The organism is Streptococcus sp. FSL E2-3488 (genome assembly GCF_038003585.1).
In the GTDB taxonomy this organism is placed as follows: domain Bacteria; phylum Bacillota; class Bacilli; order Lactobacillales; family Streptococcaceae; genus Streptococcus; species Streptococcus thermophilus.
The window spans coordinates 1,502,403-1,522,274 of record NZ_JBBOPL010000001.1 but is presented as its reverse complement, the minus strand read 5'-3'; the positions used below and the strand labels follow the sequence as shown (position 1 = coordinate 1,522,274).

The following is a 19,872-nucleotide window of genomic DNA, read 5'->3' as shown; positions in this document are numbered from 1 at the left end:
CTATGCCTTTAAATCAGTACCAACAAGAGGTCGGTCCAAGCTTAGTGGATGCCACTCCAGGGAGGATGCCAGACATCACTCTCTTGGACGGTCGCTATTGTAGTGTTGAACATTTGACGGTAGCAGAACACTATGAAGATATTCTAGACTTCTACTTTACCAATCAGATTCTTTCAGACTGGACCTATATGTATGTGGATCCTTTTGAATCTGAAGAAGCAGTACGCCAGTGTTTGGAAGACTATGAGCAGTCTTCTAACCCTTATTTCTTTGCCATTAGGGATAAAGTTTCAGGGAAGGTTATGGGTACTTTCTCACTCATGGCTATTACACCCAAAAATCGTAGTGTAGAGATGGGACGGGTGATTTTGGCTCCTGCTATACAAAAAACTCGGGTAGCCACAGAAGCTCAATATCTGGTTATGAAATATGTCTTTGAAGGCCTCAACTATCGTCGTTATGAGTGGAAATGTGACAGTCTCAACCGTCCTTCTGTGACTGCAGCTCAGAGACTTGGTTTTACCTATGAAGGGTGTTTTCGTAATCATGCTATTTATAAGGGACGTAGTCGAAATACGGATTGGTTCTCGATTATTGATAGTGAGTGGCCAAGGCTTAAAGAACGATTTGAGAATTGGTTAGCTCCTGAGAATTTTGATGAACAGGGACAACAGAAACGTTCTCTGAGGGACTGTTAGATATTAATATAAGGGCTCTTTTCTGGTGAAGGAGCTCTGTTTTAGTAGCTTGACGGTCAAGTCAAAGTTTTTAGTTTGCTAGTGCTTATTAGTACTGTCAAAATCAGTTTAAATACTCATTTTTCTGTCAATAATATTCCCATAATAAAACATATTTATGCTATAATAAAGAGTGATTTTATCAAGGAGAATAATAACTAATGGATTTAATTCACGAAAAAGTATTTGTTAACCGTTACCACTATGATGTTCGTAACCATGAGTGGGAAAAAGAGAATGGTGTTCCTAAAACAAATGTTGAAGTAACGTTTCAGTTGCACCATAAAGATAAAGAAGCTAACAATACGTCGGTTGTAGCTGTTTTGCAATTTATGATTGTTCGTGATGAGTTTGTTATCTCAGGGATTATTTCTCAAATGAACCATATTCAAAACCGTATCGTCAATAACCCAAAAGATTTCTCACAAGAAGAAGCTGAGTATTTAGCAGCACCGCTATTGGATACACTTCAGCGTTTGACTTATGAAGTGACTGAAATCGCCTTGGATCGTCCAGGAATTAACTTGGAGTTCTAAGATGTCTTTAGCAGTTATTACGGATTCATCGGTTAATCTACCTACTGAAATTCAGGGGCATGCTGATGTTTATATTTTAGATATTCCGGTTATCGTTGAGGAACAGCCTTTTGTTGAAGGAAAGAACTTGGATGTGAATCAGTTTTATGAGAAAATGGCAAACTCTGAGGAACTGCTCAAGACGTCACAACCTAATCTAGCCGACTTGGATAACCTTCTCATGGAGTTGGGGGAGCAAGGATATACCCATGTCATTGGGCTTTTCCTTTCTTCGGGGATTTCTGGTTTTTGGGCTAATAGTCAGTTTTTGATTGAAGATCATGCCAAGTTGAAGGTTGCTTTTCACGAGACTAAAATCACGGCAGCTCCTATGGGCTATGGGTGCTATGGTTAGAAACGTTTTGCATTGGTCAGAGCAAGGAATGTCATTCGAGAATATTTTGAAGAAGCTCGAGAAGCAAGTAGAAAACACGACGGCTTATATTCTTGTGGATGATCTTAATCACCTTGTTAAGGGTGGCCCCCTGTCGAATGGCTCAGCTATTTTGGGGAATATCTTATCTATCAAACCCATTTTACATTTTAATGCTGAAGGCGAAATCGTTGTTTTTGAAAAGGTACGTACAGAGAAGAAAGCTATGAAACGCTTGGTTGCCCTAGCCGAAGACAATCGTGAAATGGAGCTTAGCATCCTTCATACCAATGCTCCTGAAAAGGCTGAGGCTTTTAAAAGTCAGCTGGAAGCTCAAGGGATTACTGTTTCATCGGTGGTATCCTTATGTGCCGTGATTGCGACGCACTTGGTCGAGGGAGCGCTAGTGCTAGGTTTAACACCTAAATTTACCAAATAAGTACGTTCCATCTGGAATCAGGCTCGCCTATGAGCGAGATCAATAGAGAGGAAAAATAATATGTCTATTAAAGTTATTGTTGCCGGATTTAAAGGAAGAATGGGTTCAACTGCGGTTGAAATGGTTAAGGGAGATGATGAATTGACCTTGGCTGCCTTGCTTGACCCGTTTGCGGCAGAAAAGGAAGTGGATGGTGTTCCTGTCTTCACGGATAAAGCTGATTTGGTTGGTTTCGATGCAGATGTTTGGGTAGATTTCACCATTCCTGCTGTTGCCTATGAAAATACCCGTTTTGCCTTGGAAAATGGCTTTGCACCGGTTGTAGGAACAACAGGCTTTACTGAAGCACAAATTCAGAAATTGACAGATCTTTCTAAAGACAAGTCTATAGGTGGATTGATTGCTCCTAATTTTGCTATCGGTGCTATCCTTCTTATGAAGTTTGCAGCAGAAGCTAGTAAATATTTCCCAGATCTTGAAATCATTGAGCTTCACCACGATAAAAAGAAAGATGCGCCATCAGGTACAGCAGTGAAAACAGCTGAACTTATTCGTGAGGTTCGCGAGAGCAAACGTCAGGGAGCTGAGGATGAAATGGAAACACTTGCTGGAGCACGTGGTGCTGAGTTTGATGGTTTCCGTATTCACAGTGTTCGTTTGCCAGGTCTTGTGGCTCACCAAGAGGTTATCTTTGGTGCCCAAGGAGAAGGATTGACCTTGCGTCACGATTCTTATGACCGTATTTCTTTTATGAGCGGGGTCAATCTTGGTATTAAAGAAGTGGTTAAACGTGATCAGCTTGTTTATGGTTTGGAACATTTACTATGAAATTAAGTTATTTGCCTTCTGAATTTCAGAAGGCTTTACCAATATTAGAGAAAATTAAGGCTGCAGGGTTTGAGGCTTACTTTGTTGGTGGTTCAGTCCGCGATGCCCTTCTCAACCGTCCTATTCACGATGTTGACATTACTTCGTCTTCTTATCCTGAGGAGACCAAACAGATTTTTGAGCGTACGGTAGATATCGGTATTGAGCATGGGACTGTTTTGGTTTTAGAAAATGGCGGTGAGTATGAGGTGACAACTTTCCGAACAGAAGATGTCTATGTGGATTACCGTCGTCCGTCTAGCGTGTCCTTTGTACGTTCATTGGAAGAGGATCTTAAGCGTCGTGATTTTACAGTCAATGCTTTTGCTCTTAATGAAAATGCTGAGGTTATTGATAAGTTCAATGGTCTTGCTGATTTGGACAACCGTGTCTTAAGGGCTGTTGGTAAGGCTGAGGAACGCTTTAACGAAGATGCCCTTCGCATCATGCGTGGGCTACGTTTTGCAGCGAGCTTAGACTTCGATATTGAAGAAAAGACTTTTGAGGCTATGACTAGTCATGCTTTTCTTTTGGAAAAGATTTCGATTGAGCGAAGTTTCATCGAGTTTGATAAGTTGCTCTTGGCACCACATTGGAAAAAAGGGGTTAAGGCTCTTCTAGCGACTAAGGCATATCAGTATCTGCCAGATTTTCAAGAGACAGCAGAGGAATGGCAGTCTTTTGTAGCAGATTATGCTGAAGACTTTAGATTTACGAGTTCTGAGCAGGCCTGGGCGGCAACTCTTCTGGCTCTCAAGCACGATAATCCACGCTCTTTTCTTAAAAAATGGAAGACATCTGTCAATTTTCAGAAGACCGTTCAGTCTTTGATTGAGATTTTTAGATTCCGAATGGAGAGGGAAGTGACCAAACAAGATGTTTATCATTATGGTAAGGACCTCTTAAAGGAAGCTGAAACCTTGAGACAGGCTCAGAGATTAGATGTGGATTATGAGCGTATTGCCGAGTTGGATGGTCAGTTGCTCATTCATGATAAGCACGAGATCGTTGTTAATGGTGGCAAGCTGATGAAGGAGCTGGGATTCAAACCTGGTCCAGATCTTGGTCGTACTCTCAGAGCTATCGAAAATGCTATCGTTGATGGTGAATTAGCTAATGATGAGGAATCCATCATGGCCTTTGTTCAAGCTATGAAACAAGTCTAAAGACGTAATAAAAATGACACACCGCTACAGAACATGCGTAGGATCCGTAGCGGTGTTATTTGTAAAAAGGAAGTAAGATGTCAGATTTTATTGTTGAAAAATTGACCAAGTCCGTTGGGGACAAGACGGTTTTTAAAGAGATTTCATTTATTATCCATGATCTGGATCGTATTGGGATTATTGGTGTCAATGGGACTGGTAAGACAACCTTGTTAGATGTTGTATCAGAGCGTATTGGTTTTGATGGTGACGTGTCACCTTTTACCAAGGCTAATGGTTATAAGATTGCTTATTTAACTCAGGAGCCTGAATTTGATGATGGCAAGACAGTGCTTGATACGGTCTTGTCATCAGACCTTCGTGAGATGGCCTTGATTCGTGAATATGAGACCCTCGTGGCGGATTATTTTGAGGATAATCAATCTCGTTTAGAGAAGGTTATGGCTGAGATGGATAGTCTTGATGCTTGGTCCATTGAGAGCGAGGTTAAGACGGTTTTATCTAAGCTAGGTTTGTCAGACCTCTCTCAAAAGGTTGGAGACCTCTCAGGTGGTCTCAGACGCCGTGTGCAGTTGGCTCAGGTTCTCTTGAATGATGCTGATCTTTTACTTTTGGACGAACCAACCAACCATTTGGATATTGATACCATTGCTTGGTTGACTAATTTTCTCAAGTCTTCCAAAAAAACGGTCCTCTTTATTACCCACGACCGTTATTTCTTGGATAGTGTGGCAACACGCATCTTTGAGCTAGACCAGGCAAATCTGATTGAGTACCAAGGGAATTATCAAGATTACGTGCGACTCAAGGCTGAACAAGATGAGCGTGATGCTGCAGCTCTTCATAAGAAAAAGCAACTCTATAAGCAGGAGTTGGCATGGATGCGAACGCAACCACAGGCACGTGCGACTAAGCAACAGGCTCGCATCAATCGTTTTAAGGAGCTTAAGGGTGAGGTTCACCAAACGCTCAATAATGACGATTTTGAAATTAACTTTGAGACTAGCCGTATTGGTAAGAAGGTAGTTAACTTCGAACATGTCGATTTTGCTTATGAAGATGGTAAGCCAATTCTCAGTGACTTCAATCTTATCATGCAAAACCGTGACCGTATCGGTATTGTTGGGGATAACGGTGTCGGAAAATCAACCTTGCTCAATCTGATTAATGGTGACCTTGTTCCCACAGCTGGTGTCTTAGATATTGGTGAGACTGTACGTATTGGCTATTTCTCACAGCAAATTAAAGATATGGATGAGAGCAAGCGTGTCATTAACTACTTACAAGAAGTCGCAGATGAAGTCAAAACAACTGTTGGGACCACCAGCATCACAGAGCTCTTAGAGCAATTCCTCTTTTCTCGTTCTACCCATGGAACACAGATTGCCAAGCTATCTGGTGGAGAAAAGAAACGTCTTTATCTACTCAAGATTCTGATTGAAAAGCCTAATGTTCTGCTTTTGGATGAGCCGACAAATGATTTGGATATTGCGACTTTGACTGTTTTGGAGAATTTCCTCAATGGTTTTGGTGGCCCTGTTGTAACCGTCAGTCACGACCGCTATTTTTTGGACAAGGTGGCTAACAAGATTCTAGCTTTTGAGGAGGGTGGGGTGCGTGAGTTCTTTGGCAACTATACTGACTACCTTGATGAAAAAGCCTTCTTACAAGAGCAATCAGCCCTTCTAGAGAAAGAAAAAGAGCAAGCTAGCGTTAAGGTTGAGAAAGTCAAAGAAGATAAAAGACGCATGAGCTATTTTGAAAAACAAGAGTGGGCGACTATCGAGGATGAAATTACCGACCTCGAAGCTAAAATCGAAGAGATTGAGGCAGCCATGCTTGAAAATGCTAGTGATTATGGACAGCTAGCAAGTCTTCAACGTGGTTTAGACACCACTAATGAAACCTTACTTGAAAAATACGAACGTTATGAGTATTTGAGTGGGCTAGAGGGATAAACTCTTTAACATTCAAAGCATACTAAAAGCCCTGCATATGCAAGGCTTTTTTATATTATTACGTAGTGAAATAACTTTGTTCTACCATAAGCGGAATGAAAAGGAGAGGACAGATACACCCGCAAAGATAATTAAGGAGGCTGCAAAGCGACCAATAAGAAAGGCTGAGAAAAATGGTGCACAAAAGAGCAAGACTCCAAATACTAAACAAATCAAGGCGATTGACAAAGCAGGTTGCCCTGAAAAACCAAACTGACGTTGGTGATAAGCTTGGAAGCCTTGGGTAAAGGCTGAGACAAGGAGCCACCAAGCGATGATGGTCACAGCGACACCTGAGAGTACCCATGCCGATGCCGATAGCAAAATAATACCAAAAACAATCGAAATGACGCTTTGGAGTAATTGGAAGAAGGAACGGTTCTCGTTATCACGTTTGAAATAAACCATGAGACTTGAACCCCCAGAAATGAGCATCATTAGAGCAAAAATCCAACCAACAATGGCAAGAAGGCTTGTAGGATTAGCGAAGAAAAAGACACCTAAAAGAATAATGAGAATCCCGCTAATTAATGTAAAACTTTTCATATGCTACCTCTTATTAATTTTTTCTTAATACTACTACGTAAGGTAAAAATTGTCAAACAAAACCTACTTTAAATTGGTTGGGTCTGATAAGTGTAGGTAGCGGCTTTTTTAGTTCTGGTAGCTACTTGGCGTCCTGTTTTTTGGAAAAGATGTTTAAAGCGACGTAAGAAATTTGTGGAATCCATTTTAAGGTATGTTTCATTAAAGGTCCCAAACAGCTGACGGTAGGCGGTCAAGGTATTTTCCTCTGGCATAATGTTGAGGATAGTTGGGCAGTATTCGAATCTTCCCTTAATACGTTCCATAGCAATCAAAAGGATTTCCCAGTGGTCAAAGGCGAGGTCATCATGATACAGCGTCTTGTCACCATCAGTAAGCTGCAACTTGCCATTGACCATAGCGATATCTAACCAATGCGTAGACGCTGCATCATCGGCAGCCTTATCCATTTGAATATCATTAAAAGTCATGAAACAGAGGTAAGCTATTGTAATGGTCCACATACGAGGATCTCGATAAGGTGTTCCTACTGTAACGAGTTGCTCGATGTGATCAGTGTTCAGTTGAACTGATGTCTCCTCACGTACTTCACGACAGACAGCCGTATTGAGGTCTTCTTGCTCTTGAACGAAGCCACTACTAAGAGCATATTTTCCCATGTAGGGATGATTTTTTCGTTTGATAAGCAAGGTTTGGACTCTTCCTTCAAAATAGCGGAAGATGACTGAGTCTACAGTTACTGAGGGTTTGGCATACTTATCCAATTCTTCATTACTGTAGATTTTCAGGAAGTCTTTTTCGCTACCAGAATTTTCAAAGGTTTTAGACATATTTTTAGCCTCCTAGTCTATATTGTTAATTTTAAGTGAAAATGCTTTTGCTGAAGCAATCCATTAGATTTCGATATGCAGACGTTCTTTAATTGTCTTCTTGGCGTAATGGTAGTTGTCAGCAAAAAAACTGTCACTATCACAGTTTTCTCCTAAAATAACGATTTTATCCTTGAATGGTGATAGTAGGTCCAAGAGATGTTTGGTAAACCAATCCCGTGTTCGGTTATCAGCCATAGTCATGTCACGGGAACCATCATCTACATAGTTTGATTTTGGTAGTATCACAAAAATCAAATCCCACTTTTCACGAGCTTGGGTTACCTGATAGAGTCGATCTAATAGATAAAACTCTTCTTGTGAGATGTTTTCTTTCAAATAGTAGTCAATATATACCTTAGTGACCGTTGAGTTGGTGTCTGCAAAAATAAGCCATGAGTGTTGCCCGTTGTCAATAATCTCAGCTGTCTGGGCATATTGATCGGTTAAGAGGTGAATATAATCATTGGTATCCAACTCGTCATCTCGAACATTATACTTCTCTTGATATTCTCTGGCATATTCAAGTGAGCAAGGGGCGTTGTAAGTACGAGCTAAATCCTTAACAAGGGTTGTTTTTCCTCCACTGGCATATCCGACAACTAGGACCTTACGAGTAAAGTGGCGACGGAAAGGTTTAGTGATAAATCGCCAATTTTCTATAGTATTATCGCGAATCTCAGTAGCAGAGATATTGATAATAGAACGCTCGATGAGTTCTACCTGAGCTTGAGGGTAGTAGCGATTGAGCTCGATCACGTACTCTGACTCTCCAACATAGAAGGTAATTTTTTCGGGACCATCCGTATTCTTAGTGATAAGGTCTTTGACGCGGTTAACCCATGGCACCCAACCTTCTGGATAGGGAGACATATCGGCTTCGTCTAGTTTATCCACAACGATTAGTTCATCATCATCGTAGAAAACTTCACGGACATTACGAAAGCGTCGGTTGAGCGACAGGCCTGTGCGTGTCCCACGATCTTTTTGTGTGTTGCTGCCACTTACGATGACAAGGACGTTGTCGTTAGCGCGTTTTTCCTTTGTGATGAGGTCGACATGTCCTACATGCATTGGTGCAAAGGTTCCAAAAACAATACCAATACTCTTTCCTGATAGATGTTTTCTTTTCATAGGGTTATCCTTTTTAAATATAGTAAATTTACTAAATTAATGGTGGTATAGTTTCGAGGTAATGTAAATAGATGAAATAGTAAAATAACTAAATTGTTTTTTCAAACAAATTCAGCTTCAAGTCTTTAAATAAGGAGAAAATTTTTGAAAGAATAACCCCAAAAAAATAAAACGCTTACATTATTGACGTGATAGTTTTTTACAAAAGAGGAAGAATTAGCTATGTCATAAATTCTAACATGCAAATCAAAAAAATGACAAAAAACACTTGACAAGAAGATTCTGAAAATTTATACTATTCATGTGATTAAATTACTAAGGTAATTATTTGAAAGGAAACATTGATATGACAACAGGTAAAGAATACGTTGCTAGCGTTTTTGAAAAAGTGAAAGCTCAAAACAGCCACGAGGCTGAGTTCCTTCAAGCAGTTGAAGAAGTCTTCGATTCACTTGTCCCTGTCTTCGATAAATATCCTAAATATATCGAAGAAAACCTTTTGGAACGTTTGGTTGAACCAGAACGTATCGTTTCATTCCGTGTACCATGGGTTGATGATAAAGGTCAAGTACAGGTAAACCGTGGTTTCCGTGTACAATTCTCATCAGCTATTGGTCCTTATAAAGGTGGTCTTCGTTTCCACCCATCAGTAAACCAATCAATCATTAAATTCCTTGGTTTCGAACAAATCTTTAAAAACTCATTGACTGGTCAACCAATCGGTGGTGGTAAAGGTGGATCAAACTTCGATCCTAAAGGTAAATCAGACAACGAAATCATGCGTTTTTGCCAAAGCTTCATGACTGAGTTGAGCAAACACATCGGTGCAGATACAGACGTGCCTGCTGGTGATATCGGTGTTGGTGGACGTGAAATTGGTTACCTCTATGGTCAATACAAACGTATTCGTAACGAATACACAGGTGTTCTTACTGGTAAAGGTTTGAACTGGGGTGGATCACTTGCTCGTACAGAAGCAACTGGTTATGGTGCTGTTTACTTTGCAGAACAAATGCTTAATGCACGTGGTGAAAACTTTAACGGTAAAACAGCAGTTGTTTCAGGTGCAGGTAACGTTGCGATTTACGCTATTGAAAAATTGCAAAGTCTAGGTGCTAAAGCTGTGACATGTTCTGATTCATCTGGTTTTGTTTATGATCCAGATGGAATCGACGTTGATTTGTTGAAAGAAATCAAAGAAGTTAAACGTGAACGTATCGTGAAATATGCAGAAGCTCGTCCAAATGCAACTTTCACACCTGCTGGTGGTGAAAAGACAGTTTGGTCTATCAAAGCTGACTTGGCTTTCCCATGTGCAACACAAAACGAATTGGATGAAACAGATGCAGAAACACTTGTAGCAAATGGCGTTCTTGCTGTTTCAGAAGGTGCTAACATGCCTTCAACTTTGGGAGCTATTGATGTTTTCCTTAAAGCTGGTGTATCATTCGGTCCTGCCAAAGCTGCTAACGCTGGTGGTGTTGCTGTATCAGCTCTTGAAATGGCACAAAATAGCGGACGTACATCATGGACATTCGATGAAGTTGATGCTAAACTCTACGATATCATGAAGGGTATCTATGAAAATGCTGCAGCTGCTGCTAAAGAGTTTGGTCAAGAAGGTAACCTTGTTGTGGGTGCAAACATTGCTGGATTCCTTAAAGTTGCAGATGCAATGTCAGCTCAAGGTATTGTTTAATTAATAGGCCTGACCTGGTTAATAAGCCTCTCTATAAAATAAGAAAAGAAGCCTGCGGGTTTCTTTTTTAGCTGTTTTCCTAGAAGTCAGCTATTTTTGATATAATAAGTTGAGGAAATTATATATGTAATTGAAATCCCTTGGTTCAGAGATAAGGAATGGGGTAGCTATTTTTTCATGTCTTTGGATATGAAGCTGATAAATAAAGGACATATGATTTCATAGTTTAGATAAGAAACAATATGGGAGTAAATAGATGATAAAAACTATCGTAAAGGATGTCTTTTTTCTAGGACAAAAATCGACAGAAGCGACTAAAGAAGACCTCTATTTGGCAAAGGATTTACGTGATACGCTGGAGTTTCATAAGGATGCCTGTGTGGGTATGGCAGCCAATATGATCGGAGTCAAAAAGCGTGTTATTATCGTCAATATCGGTTTTGTCAATCTGGTTATGTTTAATCCTGTTTTGGTAAGCAAGTCTTCATCTTTTCAAACGGAGGAGTCTTGTTTGTCTTTAGAAGGAAGTCGCCCAACCAGACGTTATGAATCGATTGAGGTTGCCTATTTAGATGAACGATGGATGCCAAAACAGTTGAGTTTTTCTGGTATGACATCCCAAATTATTCAGCATGAATTGGATCATTTGGAGGGTGTTATTATATAGCTAGCATGGTTTAGGAAGTGCTTAATATTAGATTTCGAAACATCGATTAGGATAGTTATGGGAGTGAGAGTAGGAACTAAAAATTTCTACCTCACTCTTTTTTAGTTCTCATAGGAACTTTTTTTCTTGACAATAGTTCTTATAAGAACTAAAGTAGTTCCCATGAGAATTATTTAAGGAGGAGCTTGCGATGCATGGAAAAGATCCTTTTAGTGACTTCAGAGAATTCATCAATACTATGGAGTCTCGCGTGCAAGAGTTAGGTAAAGCGTATGGCGTTGAGCATTTAGCTGGTCCACAAGGGTTTGCCGTTAGGTACTTGTTTGAGAACCAAGATAAAGAAATATTTATCAAAGATATTGAGAAAAAACTATCTATTTCCAAGTCAGTGGCTAGTAATTTGGTCAAACGTATGGAGAAAAATGGTTTTGTTGAATTGGTGACATCTGACAAGGACAAACGCTACAAGTATGTTCATATGACAGACTTAGGCAAAAAGAAGGCTCAAGACGTCGGACATTTCCGAGAGGCTATCTATGGACAGTTATTAGATGGTATTTCGAAAGAAGATGCTGAAACAGCATTTCGAGTCTTTCACCAAATTCGTAAGAATTTAGAGAAAAATAAGGAGTAACTTATGTTTAAAATTTTTAAACGTTTGACGGCAAAAGAGTTAAGTATGATTGTCTTAGCTGTGATATTTGTTTGTTTGAACGTCTATCTAAACTTGAAAATTCCAGACTATATGTCTGACATTATAACCCTCTTATCAACCAAGGGGACTAAGGCATCGGATATTTTTGCTTGGAATATGGATGCCCCAGGGATGCGAATGCTTTTAATGTCTTTTGCGGGCTTTATGGCCTCTGTAGTGGTTAGTTTTCTAGCTGCCAGAACAGCATCTAGTTTTACCACTCGTCTTCGTGATGATATATTCCATCAGGTTTTAGATTTTTCGGATGCCGAGATTAAGAAATTCTCTATTCCTAGTCTTTTGACCCGTACGACAAACGATATTACACAATTACAGATGGCACTGACCATGGGGTTACAGGTTATTACACAGGGACCTATTATGGCAATCTGGGCTATTACAAAGATTGCTGATAAAAATGGGAATTGGCTTCTTGCCTTGCTTGTGGCTGTGGCAGTAATTGCCATTCTTATGCTCTTCCTCTTGATTATGGTCATGCCTAAGCAACGTTTGATTCAGACTCTGACAGATAAACTCAATAGTGTGACGCGTGAATCTCTTACTGGGATTCGTGTGGTGCGTGCCTATAACGCCGAGAGTTATCAAGAGGATAAGTTTGAAAAGGCCAATACTGATCTAACCCAAAACAATCTTTTCATCGGTCGTTCTTTTGCCTTGCTGACACCGGTAATGACTGCTGTATCTAGTGGTTTGACGCTAGCTATTTATTGGATTGGTGCGCATCTGATTGAAGATGTTAAGATTCCAACAGATCCAACTAAGATTGCTGGTGCCATGGAAGACAAGGTTCATCTCTTCTCAGACATGGTGGTTTACTCATCTTATGCCATGCAGGTTGTTATGGGATTCATGATGATGATGGTTGTCTTCTTCCTTCTTCCACGAGCAGTTGTAGCAGCTGGACGTATCAATGAAGTTTTAGATACTCAATCTTCAGTTTCTTACCCTGAATATAGTTCTGAAAAGCCTAAAGAAGTCGGAACTGTTGAATTTGAAGACGTTTCCTTCCGTTATTCTGAAACTTCAGAGCCTGTTTTGGAGCATATTAGCTTCAAAGCTAAAAAAGGAGATACGGTTGCTCTTATTGGTTCGACTGGATCTGGTAAATCAACTCTTGTCAACCTTATCCCACGTTTTTACGATGCAACGCAAGGAACTATAAAGGTCGATGGTGTAGATGTGAGATATTACGATCACGAAACCTTGCACAATATTGTTGGTTATATCCCACAAAAGGCAGTACTTTTCTCAGGGGACATCACGTCAAATACGACGATGGGAACCAGCAATAACAGCCCTCTTGATGACGCTAAAATTTGGGAAGCTCTCGAATTGGCTCAAGGAAAAGACTTTGTTGAAAATAAAGAAGGTCAACTTAAGGCAGAAGTGGCTCAAGCTGGGTCTAACTTCTCAGGTGGTCAGAAACAACGTCTGGCTATTGCGCGTGCACTTGCCCGTAAGCCTGAAATCTTGATCTTTGACGATTCCTTCTCAGCTTTGGACTATAAGACCGATCGCAAGTTGCGTCAAGAATTGGCTGAAAAAACACAAGATATGACCAAGTTGATTGTTGCGCAACGCATCTCTACTATTATGGATGCTGACCAAATCTTAGTTCTTGATAAAGGTAAGGTCGTTGGTCAAGGAACCCACGAGGAACTCTTGGCTAACAATGAGGTTTACCAAGAAATTGCCTATTCACAATTGTCTAAGGAGGAGTTAGAAGATGGAAAATAAGCCAAAAACATCGTCCTATAAACGTTTAAAACCCTACATTAAAGGTTTCCAAGTTCCCTTTGTCCTTGCGATTGTTGGAGCCATTATTTCAGCAGTTATAACTGTTATTGGACCTGATAAATTAAAAGAAATCACCAATCTTATTACAGATGGGATTACGCCAACTAAGATGGGGGTTATTCCGGGCATCGATTTAGACAAGGTGGGCAGCATTGCTTTAACCTTGGCTGTTTTATATGCCATTTCAGCCATTGTTGGTTACTTACAAAGTTTTACCGTTGTAACAATTACGCAACGATTTTCACAACGTTTCCGTACAGCAATCCAAAAGAAAATCAACACCTTACCTCTTAATTATTTTGATAGTCATTCTCAAGGAGACACACTCTCTCGTGTGACTAATGACGTTGACCTTTTGGGACAATCGCTTAGTCAGGGTCTGGGTACTCTAATTACTTCAAGCGTTCTCTTGGTAGCAGCCATTATTATGATGTTCTACTCAAATGTTACTATGGCTTTCACTGCGATTGGTTCTGTCTTGATAGGATTTGTTCTAGTAGCCTTTATCATGGGCTTCTCGCAACCACTTTTTAAACGCCAACAAGAAAATTTGGCTAACATTAATGGGTACATTGAAGAAATCTACACAGGTCAAGCAGTTGTAACGAGCTACAATGCATCTAAAGAAAGCAGTCAAGATTTCAAGGGGCTTAATGATAAGCTCTATAATTCAATGTGGCAATCTCAGTTTATCTCTGGTATTATGATGCCACTTATGATTTTCATCGGTAACTTTGGTTACGTCATGGTCTGCTTGGTAGGTGCTGTTAAGGTAATTGACGGAAGCCTGACCATCGGTGATGTGGTAGCCTTCATGACCTATGTTCGTATCTTTTCTCAACCTCTTTCTCAAATTGCACAAGGGATTACACAACTCCAATCAGCAACTGCAGCTATTGGTAGTATCTTTGAATTTTTGGAAGAAAAAGATATGGACGACGAGTCAGTCAAGACAGCTGAGTTGACAGATACCAAGGGTCAAGTAGTCTTTGACCACGTTTCCTTTGGTTATACTCCTGAAAAGACTATCATTCATGATTTTTCAGCTCTTGCCAAGCCAGGACAAAAGATTGCTATTGTTGGTCCGACGGGTGCTGGTAAGACAACCATTGTTAACCTGCTTATGAAATTCTATAATATCGATAAAGGCCGTATCACCATTGACGGTGTGGATACGAACGACATGAAGCGTGAGACCGTCCATGATCAATTTTCTATGGTACTTCAAGACACTTGGCTCTTTGAAGGAACGATTCGAGATAACTTGATTTACAACCAAGAAAATATCTCTGACGAGCAAGTTATTGCTACAGCCAAGGCCGTGGGTGTTCATCACTTCATCACCACACTTCCAAAAGGTTACGATACCTATTTGGATGATTCTGTTACTTTATCAGTTGGTCAGAAACAACTTTTGACCATTGCGCGTGCACTTCTTAAGGATGCCCCTCTTCTTATCTTGGACGAGGCAACATCATCAGTTGACACACGAACAGAAGAATTGATTCAGAAGGCTATGGACAAGCTTATGGAGGGTCGTACATCCTTTGTCATTGCCCACCGCTTATCAACCATTCGAAATGCGGACCTCATCCTTGTGATGAAAGATGGTAACATTATTGAACAGGGAAATCATGATGAGCTCATGGCAGCAAATGGATTCTATGCTGATCTTTATAATAGTCAGTTTACGGAAGAAGTGGCCTAGGATATTCTTATAAAATTATAAGATTTAACAAAATTCCATAAAACGTATGATTGTAAGTCATGCGTTTTGTGTTATACTGAAAAGAAACAGACAGATTATGAGATAAGATGCAATATTGCAAAGCAAGACAAGATGAAGTTTAAAAAGTGACATGAGTGTGCGCAGATGCTTTTGAAGATTATCCCTGCCTCTCGATGAATGCTAGTAATTTAAAGAATCCTGAACAGTATGATGAGTTTGTCTTAGCTTTGCAGAAAATATTGATCCGTTTTGCTATAAAAATGGACTCTTGTTTGGTGGCTGAAGAGGATGGTCACATTGTTGCAGCAGCTATTTTACAGCATCAGACGGTATCTATGCTTAACAATCTTCAAAATGGGGCGATCAAGCTTTTCCGTTTTATAAGTATTATTAGATTGTTCAAGTATTTTAACTTCGTTGAAGAGTCTGAAAGAAATATAGAAGATTCTGCAGAGTACGACTGGTACCTGATGATGTTGTCAGTGACTCCGGATTATCAAAGATAAGGGATAGGGATTCGCTTCTCGCTTGAACCCTTTGGTGGGAATCATCAACACTGTGAGGTCTTTTCAGACGGAGCAGGAAATTACCAAGGTCCTCAACACACTCACAGAGAATAATGGAAGCTTCGGAAAAAACCACAAAAATTGAGACCAATCAAGGAGATGAGATTCCTTCGAACAGTTTTCGATTTTTCAGCGTTATTTTATCGGGTGATATGGTTGTTAGTAAGGATACCAGTCCTATGTTCCTAATAAACAACGATGAAGTGGCTAGATATGCCCTGACAGTTAGACCGTTTGACCAATAATCTTGGAACGATTAGAGAAAAAATATCAATCTTAGCTGTCAAGTTAGTAAGGTCAGTGAAAATAAGGTTTTGGTAGTCTTTTTGGACACGACCTCTTATTATAATTCTTCCCAAGCCTTGTTCAATCTTTCTATTCTTTTATCACTGTTTGCTTTTATCTTTTTTGTCATCATTGTCAGTGCTTTGTCAGGAATCGTCATTCGCCCCTTCATTCGAAATTATGAAAAGCAGCGACGTTTTATCACCATGCTGGTCATGAATTAAAGACACCGTTAGCTATTATTTCTGCTAATACGGAGCTACAGGAACTCATGACAGGGGAGAATGAATGGATCAAGTCAACTAATGACCAAGTGGCACGTTTGACTAATCAATTCTCTTGTGGCTTTATCTCGTCTGGAGGAGCAGCCGGACATTGTTCTTCAAAATGTGGATTTCTCCTATATTACAGAGGATGCAGCCGAGGACTTTAAGGGACCTGTCGTCCGAGATGGCAAATCCTTCGTTATGGATATCACTCCAGATATCCATGTAAAATCCGAGGGAAAATCTCTCTTTGAACTTATAACTCTCCTAGTGGATAATGCTAACAAGTATTGTGATCCAGAAGGAACGGTTACGGTAAGACTTCGTCAGATTGGAAGAACGTGTAAAAGGGATCGTTTAGAAGTGTTAAATACCTATAAAGAAGGCAAGGAAGTTGATTATGGTAAGTTTTTGAGCGCTTTTATCGTATTGATGAGTCTCATAATAACAAAGAGCACAGTGGTTTCGGCATAGGTCTATCCATGGCGCAAAGCATGGTCAAATTATTTAAGGGGGCGAATCCTTGCCTCCTATAAAAATGACACCATCACCTTTACGGTCATCTTGTAAACATATTTTTTTAATATTTGACTAGGTGAAAATCCTAATTTATGATAAAATAGTAAGGATGAAGATTTAGTGTTTGCTTTGCAAAAAAGAAACCATTTTCTTATCCAAATCGTCAAAAGGAGAAGGTCAAATGAGTTCCTTTGCAACCTTTAAAATGATGGCAACTGATGGATTAGAAATGATAAATCTCAGCTAAGAATCAAATCAGAAATATAATAGTTAATAGGGAGAAATCATGGCAGAACCAAAATACAAACGTGTCCTCATTAAACTTTCAGGTGAAGCTCTAGCTGGTGAAAAAGGTGTTGGGATCGATCTTCCAACCGTCCAAGCTATAGCTAAAGAAATTGCTGAGGTAGCGGATTCAGGTATTCAAATTGCTCTAGTTATCGGTGGTGGTAACCTCTGGCGTGGAGAACCCGCAGCTGAAGCAGGAATGGATCGTGTTCAAGCTGACTATACTGGAATGCTTGGGACAACTATGAATGCTCTTGTTATGGCTGACAGTTTGAAACAATTGGGTGTCGATACACGTGTTCAAACAGCGATTGATATGAAATCTGTGGCTGAGCCTTATATTCGTGGCCGTGCCCTTCGTCACTTTGAAAAAGGGCGTATCGTTATTTTTGCAGCAGGTATTGGTTCACCATACTTTTCAACAGATACAACGGCAGCACTTCGTGCCGCTGAAATCGAATCCGATGCCATCCTTATGGCTAAAAATGGTGTCGATGGTGTCTACAATGATGACCCCCGTAAAAACGCTGATGCTGTCAAATTTGACAAATTGACACATGTAGAAGTTATCAAGCGTGGTTTGAAAATTATGGATGCCACAGCTTCTACCCTTTCAATGGATAATGACATTGATCTTGTTGTCTTTAATATGAACGAACCTGGAAATATCAAACGTGTTATTTTTGGTGAACAAATTGGGACAACTGTATCTAACAAAGCAGAATTACGTAAATAAGAAAGAGAGAACTCATGACAAACGCAATTATTGAAAAAGCAAAAGAACGTTTTGCCCACACACACGAGTCATTGGCCCGTGAATTCGGAGCTATCCGTGCAGGTCGTGCCAATGCATCACTTCTTGACCGCATCACTGTGGAATACTATGGTGCTCCAACACCGCTTAACCAATTGGCTTCAATCACTGTTCCTGAAGCACGTGTTCTTTTGATTTCACCATTTGATAAAGGATCAATCGCTGATATCGAACGTGCCATCAATGAATCTGACCTTGGTATCAACCCAGCTAACGATGGCTCTGTAATCCGCTTGGTTATCCCAGCACTTACAGAAGAAACTCGTAAAGAGTTAGCCAAAGAAGTGAAAAAAGTCGGTGAAAATGCTAAAATCGCTATCCGTAACATCCGTCGTGATGCTATGGATGAAGCTAAAAAGCAAGAAAAAGAAAAAGAAATTACAGAAGATCAATTGAAAACTTTGGAAAAAGATATCCAAAAAGCAACTGATGATGCTGTTAATAAGATTGACAGCATGATAGCAGAGAAGGAAAAAGAACTTCTTACTGTTTAATCAATAGAAAATAAGGAGAGTGGGACAGAAAGCAAAAGAGCATGGAATATGTTAGCTTTCTTGTCCGACTCTATTTTTAGAGGAAAAAAGATGAATACACTACTTGGAACCATCATTACTGCACTAGTAACTGATGAAAATGATCGCTTTTACTTTGTTCAAAAGGATGGTGTGACCTTTGCTTTGGCTAAAGATGAGGGAGAACACGCCATTGGTGACATGGTGAAAGGTTTCGCCTATACAGATAGTAAGCAAAAATTACGTTTGACTCAAAAGGAAATCAAGGCAACTCGAGAATCTTACGATTGGGGAGAGGTCACTGATGTCCGAAAAGATTTAGGTGTCTTTGTAGACGTGGGAATTCCAGATAAGGAAATCGTTGTCTCTCTTGATGTTTTACCTGAACTCAAAGAGCTCTGGCCCAAGAAGGGGGATAAACTCTATATAAAACTAGATGTGGATAAAAAAGATCGTATTTGGGGGCTTCCTGCTGAACCTGAGGTCTTTCAACGCATAGCTGGTCCTGCTTACGATAATATGCAAAATCAAAAATGGCCAGCCATTGCCTACCGTCTTAAACTGTCAGGAACCTTTGTCTATCTGCCAGAGAATAACATGCTTGGCTTCATCCATCCATCAGAACGTTATGCTGAGCCGCGCTTGGGTCAAGTCCTTGAAGCGCGTGTGATTGGATTTAGAGAGGTTGATCGCACCCTTAACCTTTCTCTTAAACCACGTTCTTTTGAAATGCTCGAGAATGATGCACAGATGATTTTGACCTATTTAGAGAGTAACGGTGGCTTTATGGCACTTAATGATAAATCGTCACCAGCAGATATCAAGGCGACCTTTGGTATTTCTAAGGGACAATTCAAAAAAGCCTTGGGTGGTCTGATGAAGGCTAAAAAAGTCAAACAAGATCAGTTTGGAACAGAATTAATCGGTTAGGAGAAGGTATGAGAAAATCCTTTTATACTTGGCTGATGGCTCAACGTAATCCAAAATCAAATGAACCGGTAGCTATTTTAGCCGATTTGGCTTTTGAAGATTCAACCTTTCCTAAGCATACCGATGATTTTGAAGAAGTTAGTCGTTACTTGGAAGATCATGCTAGTTTCTCTTTCAATCTAGGCCAATTTGACCAGATTTGGGAAGACTATCTAGCACATTGATAGGGATAGGGCTTTACCATAGGTGTAACTGTTTTTTACAATTTTTTATTAAGTGGTTAGCATTTGAATTGAAATAAATTGTTACATTTTTTTTACAAATATCTCAGATGTTTTTCAATAAATCAGGGTTGTTACAACTAGTTAGTAATTGCTTTAAA

General features: G+C 39.9%; 18 protein-coding genes and 2 pseudogenes. 17 read left to right on the top strand and 3 right to left on the bottom strand.

The genetic code is table 11. The features are described 5' to 3' along the window. The first annotated feature begins 2 nt into the window (after positions 1 to 2). The 6 genes and pseudogenes from MHH90_RS07790 (at position 3) to MHH90_RS07765 (ending at position 6,115) form a co-directional block, all read left to right on the top strand. A complete protein-coding gene (locus MHH90_RS07790) occupies positions 3 to 698 on the top strand; it encodes a GNAT family N-acetyltransferase (RefSeq protein WP_340725878.1) in 696 nt (231 codons plus the stop codon). Between the two features lie 200 nt (positions 699 to 898). Beyond that, the gene (locus MHH90_RS07785) at positions 899 to 1,273 is read left to right on the top strand and encodes a DUF1149 family protein (RefSeq protein WP_011680796.1); all 375 of its coding nucleotides are present in this window, start codon (positions 899 to 901) and stop codon (positions 1,271 to 1,273) included. 1 nt (position 1,274) lies between these two features. Beyond that, positions 1,275 to 2,124, top strand: a pseudogene (locus MHH90_RS07780) (DegV family protein). A 60-nt stretch (positions 2,125 to 2,184) separates the two neighbouring features. Next, positions 2,185 to 2,952, top strand: a complete 768-nt coding sequence (dapB, locus tag MHH90_RS07775) for a 4-hydroxy-tetrahydrodipicolinate reductase (protein ID WP_004197279.1) — start codon at positions 2,185 to 2,187, stop codon at positions 2,950 to 2,952. Then, entirely contained in the window at positions 2,949 to 4,157 is a 1,209-nt protein-coding gene (locus MHH90_RS07770; protein ID WP_111679277.1) for a CCA tRNA nucleotidyltransferase, read from the top strand. Before dapB ends, MHH90_RS07770 begins: the two co-directional genes overlap by 4 nt. A gap of 77 nt (positions 4,158 to 4,234) precedes the next feature. Next, entirely contained in the window at positions 4,235 to 6,115 is a 1,881-nt protein-coding gene (locus tag MHH90_RS07765) for an ABC-F family ATP-binding cassette domain-containing protein (RefSeq protein WP_111679279.1), read from the top strand. An 81-nt stretch (positions 6,116 to 6,196) separates the two neighbouring features. Here the strand turns inward: MHH90_RS07765 and MHH90_RS07760 are convergent, their stop codons facing one another. The 3 genes from MHH90_RS07760 to MHH90_RS07750 all read right to left on the bottom strand — a co-directional run bounded on the left by MHH90_RS07760 (position 6,197) and on the right by MHH90_RS07750 (position 8,703). Continuing rightward, a complete protein-coding gene (locus MHH90_RS07760; RefSeq protein WP_023909429.1) occupies positions 6,197 to 6,700 on the bottom strand; it encodes an HdeD family acid-resistance protein in 504 nt (167 codons plus the stop codon). Positions 6,701 to 6,768: 68 nt separating this feature from the next. After that, complete coding sequence (locus MHH90_RS07755; RefSeq protein WP_340725876.1) at positions 6,769 to 7,530, bottom strand: NUDIX domain-containing protein; 762 nt, start codon at positions 7,528 to 7,530, stop codon at positions 6,769 to 6,771. A 63-nt stretch (positions 7,531 to 7,593) separates the two neighbouring features. Beyond that, positions 7,594 to 8,703, bottom strand: coding sequence for an AAA family ATPase (locus tag MHH90_RS07750; RefSeq protein WP_340725875.1), 1,110 nt, complete (start codon positions 8,701 to 8,703; stop codon positions 7,594 to 7,596). Between the two features lie 346 nt (positions 8,704 to 9,049). On the opposite strand from MHH90_RS07750, the gene gdhA reads away from it, so the two are divergent. The 11 genes and pseudogenes from gdhA (at position 9,050) to MHH90_RS07695 (ending at position 19,714) form a co-directional block, all read left to right on the top strand. Further along, entirely contained in the window at positions 9,050 to 10,402 is a 1,353-nt protein-coding gene (gene gdhA, locus MHH90_RS07745) for an NADP-specific glutamate dehydrogenase (RefSeq protein WP_002949856.1), read from the top strand. Positions 10,403 to 10,658: 256 nt separating this feature from the next. After that, positions 10,659 to 11,069: a peptide deformylase gene (locus MHH90_RS07740; protein ID WP_084828532.1), complete on the top strand. Its 411-nt coding sequence runs from the start codon at positions 10,659 to 10,661 to the stop codon at positions 11,067 to 11,069. Positions 11,070 to 11,259: 190 nt separating this feature from the next. After that, on the top strand, positions 11,260 to 11,703 hold the full coding sequence (locus MHH90_RS07735; RefSeq protein WP_100262378.1) for a MarR family winged helix-turn-helix transcriptional regulator: 444 nt from the start codon (positions 11,260 to 11,262) through the stop codon (positions 11,701 to 11,703). Between the two features lie 3 nt (positions 11,704 to 11,706). Next, positions 11,707 to 13,521 carry an ABC transporter ATP-binding protein gene (locus tag MHH90_RS07730; RefSeq protein WP_111679283.1) on the top strand — a complete coding sequence of 605 codons (1,815 nt, stop codon included), beginning with the start codon at positions 11,707 to 11,709 and terminating at the stop codon, positions 13,519 to 13,521. Continuing rightward, positions 13,511 to 15,289: an ABC transporter ATP-binding protein gene (locus tag MHH90_RS07725; protein WP_014727347.1), complete on the top strand. Its 1,779-nt coding sequence runs from the start codon at positions 13,511 to 13,513 to the stop codon at positions 15,287 to 15,289. The genes MHH90_RS07730 and MHH90_RS07725 overlap by 11 nt, the downstream gene beginning before the upstream one ends. A 155-nt stretch (positions 15,290 to 15,444) precedes the next feature. Then, a complete protein-coding gene (locus MHH90_RS07720; protein WP_340725874.1) occupies positions 15,445 to 15,816 on the top strand; it encodes a GNAT family acetyltransferase in 372 nt (123 codons plus the stop codon). Positions 15,817 to 15,838: 22 nt separating this feature from the next. Continuing rightward, positions 15,839 to 16,997: pseudogene (locus MHH90_RS07715) on the top strand (sensor histidine kinase). Between the two features lie 235 nt (positions 16,998 to 17,232). Beyond that, on the top strand, positions 17,233 to 17,970 hold the full coding sequence (gene pyrH / locus MHH90_RS07710) for a UMP kinase (RefSeq protein ID WP_002949867.1): 738 nt from the start codon (positions 17,233 to 17,235) through the stop codon (positions 17,968 to 17,970). Between the two features lie 14 nt (positions 17,971 to 17,984). Further along, a complete protein-coding gene (frr, locus tag MHH90_RS07705) occupies positions 17,985 to 18,542 on the top strand; it encodes a ribosome recycling factor (RefSeq protein WP_002949868.1) in 558 nt (185 codons plus the stop codon). Between the two features lie 90 nt (positions 18,543 to 18,632). Continuing rightward, positions 18,633 to 19,490 carry an RNA-binding virulence regulatory protein CvfB gene (cvfB, locus tag MHH90_RS07700; RefSeq protein WP_014608029.1) on the top strand — a complete coding sequence of 286 codons (858 nt, stop codon included), beginning with the start codon at positions 18,633 to 18,635 and terminating at the stop codon, positions 19,488 to 19,490. A gap of 8 nt (positions 19,491 to 19,498) precedes the next feature. Further along, on the top strand, positions 19,499 to 19,714 hold the full coding sequence (locus MHH90_RS07695; RefSeq protein ID WP_002944188.1) for a YozE family protein: 216 nt from the start codon (positions 19,499 to 19,501) through the stop codon (positions 19,712 to 19,714). Positions 19,715 to 19,872 lie beyond the last annotated feature (158 nt).